12 protein-coding genes and 1 tRNA gene are annotated in these 12,433 nt (G+C 32.7%); 9 read left to right on the top strand and 4 right to left on the bottom strand.

All coding sequences use genetic code 11. The features are described 5' to 3' along the window. Positions 1-55 precede the first annotated feature (55 nt). The 3 genes from AC1XJX_RS00065 to AC1XJX_RS00055 form a co-directional block, all read right to left on the bottom strand. Positions 56-739, bottom strand: a complete 684-nt coding sequence (locus tag AC1XJX_RS00065; RefSeq protein WP_482001910.1) for a DUF2064 domain-containing protein — start codon at positions 737-739, stop codon at positions 56-58. Between the two features lie 3 nt (positions 740-742). Further along, positions 743-1,798 carry an arsenosugar biosynthesis radical SAM (seleno)protein ArsS gene (gene arsS, locus AC1XJX_RS00060; RefSeq protein WP_482001909.1) on the bottom strand — a complete coding sequence of 352 codons (1,056 nt, stop codon included), beginning with the start codon at positions 1,796-1,798 and terminating at the stop codon, positions 743-745. Positions 1,799-1,942: 144 nt separating this feature from the next. Continuing rightward, positions 1,943-2,278 (bottom strand): arsenosugar biosynthesis-associated peroxidase-like protein, encoded by a 336-nt coding sequence (locus tag AC1XJX_RS00055; RefSeq protein ID WP_044637200.1) that lies wholly within the window; start codon positions 2,276-2,278, stop codon positions 1,943-1,945. A 170-nt stretch (positions 2,279-2,448) separates the two neighbouring features. On the opposite strand from AC1XJX_RS00055, the gene AC1XJX_RS00050 reads away from it, so the two are divergent. Next, positions 2,449-3,696, top strand: coding sequence for a cation:proton antiporter (locus tag AC1XJX_RS00050; protein ID WP_482001908.1), 1,248 nt, complete (start codon positions 2,449-2,451; stop codon positions 3,694-3,696). A 2-nt stretch (positions 3,697-3,698) separates the two neighbouring features. On the opposite strand, the gene AC1XJX_RS00045 is transcribed toward AC1XJX_RS00050, so the two are convergent. Beyond that, positions 3,699-4,841, bottom strand: a complete 1,143-nt coding sequence (locus AC1XJX_RS00045; RefSeq protein ID WP_482001907.1) for an acyl-CoA dehydrogenase — start codon at positions 4,839-4,841, stop codon at positions 3,699-3,701. A gap of 94 nt (positions 4,842-4,935) precedes the next feature. Between AC1XJX_RS00045 and AC1XJX_RS00040 the strand changes: the two genes are divergently transcribed. The 8 genes from AC1XJX_RS00040 to AC1XJX_RS00005 all read left to right on the top strand — a co-directional run bounded on the left by AC1XJX_RS00040 (position 4,936) and on the right by AC1XJX_RS00005 (position 12,152). Next, entirely contained in the window at positions 4,936-6,000 is a 1,065-nt protein-coding gene (locus AC1XJX_RS00040) for an anhydro-N-acetylmuramic acid kinase (protein ID WP_482001906.1), read from the top strand. A gap of 149 nt (positions 6,001-6,149) precedes the next feature. Further along, entirely contained in the window at positions 6,150-7,376 is a 1,227-nt protein-coding gene (locus AC1XJX_RS00035) for a Glu/Leu/Phe/Val dehydrogenase dimerization domain-containing protein (protein WP_482001905.1), read from the top strand. A gap of 9 nt (positions 7,377-7,385) precedes the next feature. Further along, complete coding sequence (gene nhaD / locus AC1XJX_RS00030) at positions 7,386-8,780, top strand: sodium:proton antiporter NhaD (protein ID WP_482001904.1); 1,395 nt, start codon at positions 7,386-7,388, stop codon at positions 8,778-8,780. Positions 8,781-8,853: 73 nt separating this feature from the next. Continuing rightward, the gene (locus tag AC1XJX_RS00025; protein ID WP_482001903.1) at positions 8,854-9,555 is read left to right on the top strand and encodes a MotA/TolQ/ExbB proton channel family protein; all 702 of its coding nucleotides are present in this window, start codon (positions 8,854-8,856) and stop codon (positions 9,553-9,555) included. A 1-nt stretch (position 9,556) separates the two neighbouring features. Beyond that, on the top strand, positions 9,557-9,949 hold the full coding sequence (locus AC1XJX_RS00020; protein WP_482001902.1) for an ExbD/TolR family protein: 393 nt from the start codon (positions 9,557-9,559) through the stop codon (positions 9,947-9,949). Beyond that, positions 9,949-10,797, top strand: a complete 849-nt coding sequence (locus AC1XJX_RS00015) for an energy transducer TonB (protein WP_482001901.1) — start codon at positions 9,949-9,951, stop codon at positions 10,795-10,797. Before AC1XJX_RS00020 ends, AC1XJX_RS00015 begins: the two co-directional genes overlap by 1 nt. Then, positions 10,798-12,015 carry a bifunctional folylpolyglutamate synthase/dihydrofolate synthase gene (locus AC1XJX_RS00010; RefSeq protein ID WP_482001900.1) on the top strand — a complete coding sequence of 406 codons (1,218 nt, stop codon included), beginning with the start codon at positions 10,798-10,800 and terminating at the stop codon, positions 12,013-12,015. It begins immediately after the preceding gene. A gap of 62 nt (positions 12,016-12,077) precedes the next feature. Then, positions 12,078-12,152: transfer RNA gene (locus AC1XJX_RS00005), tRNA-Val, on the top strand. Positions 12,153-12,433: the final 281 nt, after the last annotated feature.

Here is a 12,433-nt window from a genome sequence, read left to right as displayed (position 1 = left end):
TTATATGATAAAAAAATTAATAAGTGTATCTGATATTAATCAGATTTAAAGAGTTTTATAAATGAAGAAATGCAGGCGAACCTTTGTTGAATTGTAGATTTAATATGAAGTTTTCAATAGTAATAAAATGATAATAGGTAATCTTTTTTACACTTGAAAACGATTGAAGTAAAAGTGTTTTTATCTTTGTTGAAAGGGTTTTGTAACTCTCAAGAACTAGTTTAATATCTGAGGCAGTATCAATATCTGTTAATATTTCTAGATAAGTGATATTTATTTTTTTAGAAGCTTTTAATTTGGAAATACTTCTGTTTAAGTTAGAGGTTTGCCAGGGTAATTTTAAAAAGATTTCTTTGTTAAATTGGGATTTTTTGAGTCCCATTAAATAGAAACCTCCATCGGTTGATGGTCCCAAAACAATGCTGTGTTTTTGAAGTTTTTCAACCGTTTTTAAAATGTGTTTAGAAGTTAGGTGTGGCGTATCATTTCCTATAGTAATAACCGTATTAAAACCTAAATTGTAAACAGATTGGATGGCATTTGTAAAACGCTCTCCAAAGGAATTACCAATTTGTTGTTTTTCAGAAAAAAGAAAATAAGGTATTCCTGTTTTTTTTGCAATATTTAAAGTGTGCTTGTTTAAAGTTTCAAACAAACTTCTACTAGAAAAAGATTTTGAAATAATCTCTTTCTCGGCTGAATTAGCAAAAATTAATATGGCAGTTTTACTTTCTTTCATATTTTATGCAACAACACCCTGACAACTGCTGCCTGCGCCTGCGGTACAGCCATAGCAATGTTGAGATATTACAATATTTCGACCTTCTAATAAGTCTTCATTATATTCTGAAATATGCTGAGATTTTCCATTTACTGGAAGTTGAAGCATTTGATTAAAATCGCAATCGAATAAATAACCATCCCAACTTACAGAAAGTGTGTTGGTGCACATTACATTAGCTACAGCAGCCGGATTATAAGCTTCAACAAGTGAGTACATATAATCTTCGTAATTTTCTGAGGCGATTAAATAATCTAAAAATCTTGCAATTGGTAAATTTGTAATGGCAAATAAATTATGAAACTGAATATCAAAATCTTCTTTAAGTGCCTTTTTGAAATCTTTTTCCATCGCCATTTGGTCACCTGGTAAAAAGGCACCCGATGGATTGTAAACCAAATCTAAACGTAAGTCGCTATCTTGCATGCCGTAGCCAACTGCGTTTAATTCTTGTAATGCTTTTATGGATTTATCAAAAACACCGTCGCCACGCTGTTTATCTGTTTTTCCACGGGTCCAATGTGGCATGGAACTTACTACATGTACATTATGTTTTTTAAAAAACTCTGGTAAATCATAATACTTTTTATTGGCTCTAATAATGGTTAAGTTAGAGCGCACGATAAAATCTTTAATACCGGCTTTGGCAGCTTCTTCAACAAACCATCTGAAATCTGGATTCATTTCTGGTGCTCCTCCTGTTAAATCTAAGGTGTGGGCTCCGGTATTTTTTATAACCTCCAAACATTGTCGCATGGTATCGCGCGTCATGATTTCTTTACGGTCTGGACCAGCATCTACATGGCAATGGTCGCAAACTTGGTTACACATATAGCCCACATTAATTTGAAGAATTTCTAGCTTTTTTGCCTTAAGCGGAAATTGATTTGTTTCTGAAATTTTATTTTTAAAGGTTGGCAATTCGCCACTTTTAAAAATACCGTTAGATAGAATTTCTAACTGTCTATTGCTTTTTGCTAAATCGCTATTTCGTTTTTGTAGAGATTTTGTTGCCATTAATTATATTTTACTAATCTATAGTTATTACGATAAAAATTGGAGTTCTGGTTTTGCGTTAGGGATTGAACGGTTTGTTTGAGCTCCCCGACAGTAAGAGGGAGCGAGTAGTGAAAGCCCGACCCTTGTGGAAACGCCCAAATATTACCCATCTAGTTTATTTACTTTGTTCATCATTTGTACGCCATGTACTAATGTTGCACCGCTTTTTATGGCTGCACCAACGTGAATAGCTTCCATCATTTCTTCTTTGGTGACACCGCGTTGTAAACCGTCTTTTGTATAGGCATCTATACAGTACGGGCATTGCTCGGTATGGGCAACGGCCAAGGCAATTAGAGATTTTTCGCGTGCGGTAAGTGCACCTTCTTCAAAAACTTTACCATAATATTCAAAGAATTTGTTTCCTAGCTCCTCACTCCATTCTGTGATTTTTCCAAATTTTCTTAAGTCTGCTGGGTCGTAATAAGTTTTTTGCATAAAAATATTTTTGTCTAAAGATAAAAATCTATTTAGCTAAAGTCGGAAAGATTATCAATTCTTAACAAAAGTATTTATTAAATATTAGTTTTATTTTTCATTTAAAATTTAATTATAAGGCTATTATTTTATTTTAGATGGTTTATTTTAGCTTTTAAATATTTAAAATTATGGATGTTTATTTTACTATTACCACCATATTAGTTGTTTTGTCTGCTCTTTTTGGGTATATAAATGTGCGCTTTTTAAAATTGCCAAACACGATAGGTTTGATGTTTATAACAATAGTTTTTACATTGGCTGTTTTTGCATTAAGCTATTTTGATTCGACACTACTCGATGCTGAAAGATTTATTATCAAGCAAATAAATTTTAAAACTGTTTTATTAGATGTAATGTTGAGTTTTTTACTTTTTGCAGGGGCATTACACACCAATTTTCAGCAACTAAAGGTTCAACGGTGGCCAGTGTTAGTTTTTTCTACGTTTGGCGTTTTAGTATCTACTTTTTTAGTTGGAGCTGCTGTTTTTTTAATTCTTAAATTAATTAGTTTAGAGGTTAACTTTATTTATTGTTTGCTATTTGGTGCATTAATATCACCTACAGATCCTATTGCTGTATTGGGTATTTTAAAGAAAGCTGGTGTGCCCAAAAAATTGGAAGCAAAAATTGTGGGTGAGTCCTTGTTTAATGATGGTGTTGGTGTGGTTGTGTTTTTAACTATTTTTCAAATAGCATCATTAGGCATAGACCAAATATCAGCTTTTGATGTTTTTCAGTTATTTGGAAAAGAAGTTTTTGGAGGTATTTTGTTAGGTGGTTTTCTGGGTTGGATTTCTTATAGATTAATGAAATCTATTAACGATTATGATATTGAAGTTATCATCACACTAGCTGCCGTAATGGGTGGTACCGTAATAGCTCATAAACTTCATGTATCTGCGCCTTTAGCTATGGTAACTGCAGGTTTAATTGTAGGTAACGATACAATAAGAGAAGCTTCGATGAGTGAGATTACAGAGACTTATGTTGACAAATTTTGGGAACTTATAGATATCCTTTTAAATACCATTCTATTTGTTTTAATCGGTATGGAAATATTAGTGCTTACTTTTGAAACAGAATATGTTATAGCCGGATTAATAACAATTCCAATTGTTTTAGCATGTCGTTATTTGTCATTATTATTACCTATAGGTCTTTTTAAAAAGAAATTAGATTTTGTTCCAAAAACTAACCTAATAATGACTTGGGGCGGTTTGCGAGGAGGTATATCTATTGCATTAGCTTTGGGATTAACCGAGACTATGCAACGAGATTTATTCTTAGTTATAACTTACGTAGTTGTTGTATTTTCTATTCTAGTTCAAGGACTTACCGTAGGGAAATTGGTTAAACGCGTTGAAGAAATAAAGTAAAATTATTCTTTTATTAAACTTCTGGATATTACAATTTTTTGTATTTCTGAGGTGCCTTCGTAAATTTGAGTAATTTTTGCGTCACGCATCAAACGCTCAACATGGTAGTCTTTAACAAAACCATTACCACCATGTATTTGAACAGCTTCAACCGTGTGTTCCATAGCAACTTTAGAGGCGTATAATTTTGCCATCGCACTAGATTTATCATAGTTGTTACCTTGGTCTTTATCCCATGCAGCTTTCATTACTAGCATTCTGGCAGCTTCAATATCAGTATACATATCCGCAAGTTTAAAAGCAATAGCTTGATGATTACATATTTCAGTTCCAAAAGCTTTACGTTCTTTAGAGTATTTCAAAGCCAACTCATAAGCACCAGAAGCTATTCCTAAAGCTTGTGCAGCAATACCAATACGTCCTCCAGAAAGCGTTTTCATGGCAAATCTAAAACCAGAACCATTAGTGCCAATTCTATTTTCTTTAGGTACCCTTACATCATTAAATTGTAGGGTATGTGTGTCGCTTCCGCGAATACCAAGTTTGTCTTCTTTTGGTCCAATATGAAAACCTTCCATACCTTTTTCAACAATAAAAGCGTTTATTCCATGCGACCCTTTATCTCTATCTGTTTGGGCAATTACTAGGTATACATCAGAACGTCCACCATTTGTAATCCAGTTTTTAGTTCCGTTTATAAGATAATGATCACCTTTGTCAATAGCAGTTGTTTTTTGTGAAGTGGCATCGCTACCAGCTTCTGGTTCGCTCAAACAAAAAGCGCCAACAAATTCTCCTGTGGCTAATTTTGTTAAGTATTTTTGCTTTTGCTCTTCAGATCCATAAGCTTCAATGCCATAACAGACTAGTGAATTATTTACAGAAACAATTACGGATGCTGATGCATCAATTTTTGATAATTCTTCCATGATAAGTACATAAGAAATAGCATCCATACCACTACCGCCGTATTTTGGGTCTACCATAATCCCCATAAAACCCAAGTCTCCCATTTTTCGTACTAGTTCATTTGGGAATTCTTGTTTATTGTCACGTTCTATAACTCCAGCAAGTAATTCTGTTTGAGCAAAATCCCGAGCAGCATCGCGAATCATTAAATGTTCTTCAGATAGGCTAAAATTCATAATTCTCAATTAAAAGGGTGTTTTGATAAAAAATATTTACAAATATAGCCTTTTAGTGTGAATTTTTTAATTCATATTATTATTTTTACGCATGATGGAAAAAATAAATTACAATATTATTGGCGTTATGTCTGGTACATCTTTAGACGGTGTAGACTTGGTTTTAGTTAAATTCCAGATAGATAATATCTGGGGTTTTGAAATTATTCATTCTGAAACCACAAATTATAGTAGTGATTGGTATAATTTGCTTAAAAATTTAGTCACTTATCCAATAGAAAAATTAAAAATTATTGATGAAGATTACACGGTTTATTTGGCAAAGATTATTAAAAATTTTATAAACAAGCATAAAATTAAAAATATTGATGCCGTATGTTCTCACGGGCATACAGCACTTCATCAACCACAAAACAAATTAACTTATCAAATAGGTAATAAACCTTTTTTGGCAAATTTGATAAGTCAAAAAGTTGTTTGTGATTTTAGAGTTCAGGATGTCGAGTTAGGCGGACAAGGAGCGCCATTAGTGCCTATTGGAGATAAGTTGTTGTTTTCTAAATATGATTATTGTTTAAATTTAGGAGGTTTTGCTAACATTTCGACTGAAGTTAATAAGCAACGTATAGCCTACGATGTTTGTCCTGTAAATATTGTATTAAACCATTATGTAACTAAACTTGGTTTGAGTTATGATGATGGTGGAAAAATTGCCTCAAAAGGTTTTGTGAATCTTGAGCTATTAACGCAACTAAATGATCTGCCATTTTACAAACAAAGTTTTCCTAAATCATTAGGTTTAGAATGGGTGCAGACTTATATTCTTCCTTTAATTGATAGTTTTTATTTAGAAGTGAAAGATGTTTTAAGAACTTTTATTGAGCATGTTTCTATTCAAATTGCTTTCGTAATCAATGGAAATGCAAAAGAAACAGTTTTAGTTACTGGTGGTGGTGCCTACAATATTTACTTGATTGAAAGAATTAAATTTCACTTAAAACAAATTATTGTAATTCCAGAAAATGAGATTATTGAATATAAAGAGGCCTTAATTTTTGCGCTACTTGGCGTGCTAAAACTCAGAGAACAAGTTAATTGCCTTAAAAGTGTAACAGGTGCTAAAAAGGATCACAGTTCTGGTAAAATTTATCTCCCTTAAAAATATTAAAAAATTAATATTAAAGGATTTTAGTTTTTTATATTTGTTACAAAACTAATTTAATACTTTCCTGATGACACAGCTTTAGCTACTCTTAAATCTACCCCCAAAAACTAATTTTAAGCTAAGCACAAATCATAATATCAGAAATGAAAGAATTATTAAAAAAATATGAAAATAAAGAACCTGAAATTGTTTTCAATTGGAAAGATTCCGAAACTGAAGCGGAAGGTTGGGTTGTTATTAATTCATTAAGAGGGGGTGCTGCAGGAGGTGGAACTCGTATGCGTAAAGGATTAGATATGAACGAAGTTTTATCATTGGCTAAAACGATGGAGATAAAATTCACAGTCTCCGGTCCAGCTATTGGTGGCGCTAAATCAGGTATAAATTTTGATCCAAAAGACCCAAGAAAAAAAGGCGTTTTAGAGCGTTGGTATAAAGCAGTGTCACCTTTGCTAAAAAGTTATTATGGAACAGGTGGTGATTTAAATGTTGATGAAACACATGAAGTTATTCCAATTACGGAAGAAAGTGGTGTTTGGCATCCACAAGAAGGTGTTTTTAATGGCCATTTTAAGCCTACAGAAGCTGATAAAATAAATAGAATTGGACAACTTAGGCAAGGTGTTATTAAGGTTATTGAAAACCCAATTTATTCGCCTAGTGTTTCAAAAAAATATACAATTGCAGACATGATTACAGGTTTTGGAGTATCTGAAGCCGTAAAACAATATTATGAAGTTTATGGAGGTTGTGTTTCAGGAAAACGTGCTGTAATACAAGGCTTTGGTAATGTAGGTGCTGCAGCTGCTTTTTATTTGGCGCAAATGGGAGCTAAGGTAGTTGGTATTATTGATATTGCAGGAGGGTTAATAAATGAAGAAGGCTTTACTTTTGAAGAAATTACTAAATTGTTTCTGGCTAAAAACGGTAATACGTTAGTAGCTGATAATTTAATACCTTTTGAAGAAATTAATGATAAAATATGGTCTATTCAAACAGAAATTTTTGCACCTTGTGCTGCTTCAAGATTAGTGACGATACACCAAATTGATGAAATGATTGATAGTGGTTTAGAAGTTATATCTTGTGGCGCAAATGTGCCCTTTGCCGATAAAGAAATTTTCTTTGGACCCATTATGGAGCATACAGACTACAGAGTTAGTTTAATTCCTGATTTTATATCAAATTGCGGGATGGCTCGAGTTTTTGCGTACTTTATGGAGCGAAAAGTTCAAATGACAGATGAAGCCATTTTTAATGATACATCTAATACTATAAGAAAGGCAATAGAAAAAATTTATCAAAAAAATAAATCGAAAACAGAAATTAGTGCCACAGCTTTTGAGATAGCACTTAACCAACTTATTTAAATTAAATATATGGAAGCAACAATTATTTTAGTATTTGTAATGGGATATTTAGCCATTACCATAGAACACAGTATAAAAATAGATAAATTGATACCAGCATTGGTGATGATGGCTGTATGTTGGGCTCTTATAGCCTTAGGGTTAGAAAGTTTTCCTCAATGGTTTGATTCTTCTAAACATACTTTGCTAGAAGGTTTTGGATCTATGGCCTCTGAAGATAAAATGCACCTTATGGAAGAAACACTTCTCCATCATTTAGGTAAAACTTCTGAGATATTGGTGTTCCTTTTAGGTGCTATGACTATTGTTGAAATTATTGATTATTTTGATGGATTCTCTACTATAAAAGATTTTGTAAAAACAAAAAAGAAAACAAAAATTCTGTGGATATTTTCAATTTTAGCATTCGTTTTATCAGCTATTATTGATAATCTTACTGCAACTATCGTTCTAATTTCTATTCTTCAAAAAATTGTTAAGGACCGCGAAATTCGCCTATGGTACGCTGGTTTAATAATTATTGCAGCTAATGCTGGTGGAGCTTGGTCTCCTATCGGGGATGTAACAACAACAATGTTATGGATCGGAAAAAAAGTGTCAACTGGGCATTTAATCGGTTATTTATTTGTGCCATCATTTCTTTGTATGGCTGTACCATCATTTATTGCATCATTTTTGCCTGTATTTAAAGGGGAACTAGATGTTGAAGAAGAAGTAGATAAAAAGAAATCTAAGTTTAGTGGTACGATGTTATATCTTGGTCTAGGGGCCATTGTTTTTGTTCCAATATTTAAGACTATCACACATTTACCTCCTTATGTTGGAATGATGTTGTCTCTAGGGTTTGTTGCAATTTTTGCTGAAATCTATAGTAATTCAAAGTTTAGTATTTCTGGTTCAGATTCTGAAGAGCATGATGCAAATTCTCACCATAGTCCCGTACATCATTCTTTATCTAAAATAGAATTACCAAGTATATTATTCTTTTTAGGAATTTTAATGGCTGTTGCTGCTTTAGAATCTTTAGGAATTTTATTTGGTTTTGCTAATACTTTACAAGAGAAAATGCCAATGTTGGGTACTGAAATCCATGTAGGCGAAGGGGTTTCTGATTTAGTTGTTCTTTTACTTGGTGTTGGTTCAGCTGTAATTGATAACGTACCATTAGTAGCAGCAAGTCTAGGAATGTTTCATGAGCCAATGGATAATGAGTTATGGCATTTTATAGCATATTCAGCTGGTACAGGTGGTAGTATGTTAATCATAGGTTCAGCAGCAGGCGTTGTAGCTATGGGAATGGAGAAAATTGATTTTTTCTGGTACTTAAAAAAGATTTCTTGGTTAGCATTAATAGGTTTCCTTGTAGGAGCTGTTGCCTTTATGTTTACTAGAACTTTATTTTAAATATTTTAAAATAATAAACTATACTTTAAATAAAAAACTAACGTTATTAAGTTGCAATAAATTTCTTTATTCTATGCTAAATACATTTTTACAAAATACACAGGAAGGTGCAGAAGTGCTAACTGAAGGACAATCTGTTGAAAAAACATTATCAATTATAGAATTAATTAGTAGTGGTGGTGCTGCCGGACAATTCATAATAGCTGTATTGTTTTTACTTTTAGTAGCTGCCATTTATATTTATTTTGAAAGAATTTTTGCTATAAAAGCGGCTTCAAATGTTGATGCAAATTTTATGAATCAAATTAAAGATTATGTAAGTAATGGCAAAATTGATTCAGCTCAAATGCTTTGTGCACAGGTAAATTCTCCGGTATCTAGATTAATAGGAAAAGGAATTTCTAGAATAGGAAAACCACTTGCTGATATAAATACGGCTATTGAGAATGCTGGGCGCCTAGAAATTTACGGCTTAGAGAAAAACGTTAGTATTTTAGCTACTATATCCGGAGCTGCTCCAATGATTGGATTTCTTGGTACAGTAATTGGAATGATATTAGCAATATTTGAATTGGCTAATGCAGGTGGTAGTATAGAGATGGATGTGTTAGCAGGTGGTTTATATACCGCTATGACAACGACTGTTGCAGGTTTAATTGTTGGTATTGTAGCTTACATGGCTTACAATCATTTGGTAGTTAAAACTGATAAAGTTGTTTATCAAATGGAAGCAAATTCATTAGAATTTCTTGATCACTTAAACGAGCCTTCGTAATATGAATTTTAGAGGAAGAAATAAAGTAACACCAGAATTTAACATGTCATCAATGACGGATATTGTGTTCCTGCTTCTTATATTTTTTATGATAGCTTCTACACTTGTTACTACTAATGCTATTGATATATTATTACCAAAGGCTAGTGGTAAGACCGAAAACAAAAAATCTATTGCGGTAAGTATAAAGAAAGACTTAACTTACTATATTGAACAAAAACGAGTTGGAGAAAGTGTTTTGGAAAGTGAATTACTTGCAGCTTTATCTTCCGAAGAAAAACCAACTATAGTTTTAAGGGCAGAAAAATCTGTACCTGTAGAGAATGTTGTCAAGGTTATGGATATTGCTAACCGTAATAAGTTCAAAGTTATTTTAGCTGTTAAGCCAAATTAATGAAATACTTTAAAACAAAACACGAGAAAAATTCTGCTAAGTTAACAGCTTTAATCTCTATTATTTTGCTGTTATTGTTGTTTGTAGTTGGAACCACTTATATGGATCCTCCTGAAGAATACGGTGTTGCAGTAAATTTTGGAAATACAGATTTTGGTAAAGGCGATATACAACCCAAAGAACCTGTAAAATCTGAGCCTCTTAAAATTGATGAGCCATCACAACCTGATGCATCAAAAGCAGAACCAACTGAAGCATCACAAGAAAAGGAGGAAGTTTTAACTGCTGAAAATGCCGAAGAAATAGCCATTAAAAAACAAAAAGATGCTGAGGTAAAAGCCAAAGCAATAGCAGATGCTAAAGCTAAAGCTGAGGCAGATAGAGTAGCTAAAAAATTGCGCGAACAGGAAGATAAAAAGAAGAAACTTGATGCTCTAATTGGTGGTGTTAGTAAATCAGAAGGCCCAACTACTGGTAGTGAAGGTAATGATAATAAAGCTGGTGATAATGGTCAGTTAGATGGCAAGCTTTATGCGCCTAGTTATTTTGGTGGACAAGGAACAGGAAGCGGAGGTGTTGGGTATGGTTTAAATGGAAGAGGGAGACCAACCAAGGACATATTTAAACAAGATTGTAATGAATCTGGTATGGTTGTGGTGAAGATAGAAGTAGATAAAAACGGAACAGTTGTTAGCGCAGAAACGGGTGTGAGAGGCACAACTAATACAGCGGCATGTTTATTAGAACCAGCAAAGAAAATTGCGCTATCACACAGATGGCCACCAGATTCTAAAGCACCTACTAGACAAATTGGTTTTGTAAGCGTCAATTTTGAATTAAGTAATTAAATGACCTATCAGGATACTCTAAATTGGATGTTTTCTCAACTGCCAATGTATCAAAAGCAAGGAGCAACTGCTTTTAAAAAAGATTTATCTAACACTTTAAAGCTCTCTGAGTATTTAAATTTCCCTGAAAATCAATTTAGATCTATACATGTTGGTGGAACTAATGGCAAAGGTTCTACAAGTCATATGTTGGCATCAATTCTTCAAGAGGCTGGTTACAATGTTGCATTGTATACATCACCTCATTTAAAAGATTTTAGAGAGCGTATTAAAATTAATGGCAAAGAAGTAAGTAAACAATTTGTTATAGGATTTATAAAGCGCCATAAAGCTTTTTTTGAAGTAAACCAACTATCATTTTTTGAAATGACTGTAGGAATGGCTTTCGATTACTTTTCAAAAAAGAAAGTTGATATAGCTGTTATTGAAGTTGGCTTGGGAGGAAGATTAGATTCAACAAATATTATTACACCAGAAGTTTCGGTAATAACCAACATAGGTTTCGATCATATGCAATTTCTTGGAAATACTTTAGAGGCTATTGCTTTTGAAAAAGCAGGAATTATAAAACCAAGTATCCCTGTAGTTATTGGAGAAACACAAAAAGAAACAAAATCTGTTTTTGGATTAATGGCTAAAAAAAATAATGCTCAAATTGTATTTGCTGATAAAAATATAAAGGAAGTTTATAAGTCAGATTTAACTGGAAGCTATCAAGCTAAGAATATTAAAACAGTTTTGCAATCTATTAAAGTGCTTCAATCAAAAGGGTTTAAAATTACGGACGAACAATTAAAAATAGGTTTACTAAATGTTGTAAAAAATACAGGTTTATTAGGTAGATGGCAAATTTTAAATAATAGCCCCAAAGTAGTTTGTGATACTGGACATAATCGTGAAGGTTTAACCTATGTTGTAAATCAGCTTTCAAAAGAAAATTTTAATAACCTGCATATTGTTTTTGGAGTTGTAAATGATAAAGATTTAAGCTCAATAATAGATATTATGCCAAAAAAAGCAATCTATTATTTTTGTAAACCGAATATACAGCGAGGTTTAGATACCAAAATATTAAAAGATTATTTTGCGAAGAACAATATTGAGGGAGAAGTGTATGATTCTGTAAATGAAGCTTATAATGTAGCTTTAAGAAATGCGAAAGAGACAGATTTTGTTTTTATTGGAGGCAGTACATTTGTAGTTGCAGAAATAGTTTAAATTTTTATTAAAAAAGTTTTTGCAATATTAAAAACTAGGTTATATTTGCATTCCAATTTAGAGGGCGCATAGCTCAGTTGGTTCAGAGCACTTGGTTTACACCCAAGGGGTCGGGGGTTCGAATCCCTCTGCGCCCACTAAACGGGACAAATTCTTAATATTAGGATTGTCCCGTTTTTCATTTCTTCCAAAATCCTTATTAACACTGGATATTTTTAAAAGTAGCGGATTGATATCAGCGGTTTGAACTTTTTTATTTTGAAAACCGAATTTATTTGGGAATATCAAACCGGTAAGGAGTCTTTTGTTGTGAATATCACCATCAACGTATTGTTTATCAAAGTTTTGTAAGTTAGATAAGCCTTTGTCTTGTCCTGAAATATGGCTACAGGTTAAAGTTGATTTTACGCTGTTAATT

The sequence above is a fragment of the Flaviramulus sp. genome (assembly GCF_982512915.1).
Note: the sequence above shows the minus strand (reverse complement) of the source record. Positions and strands in the feature narration are given on the sequence as shown.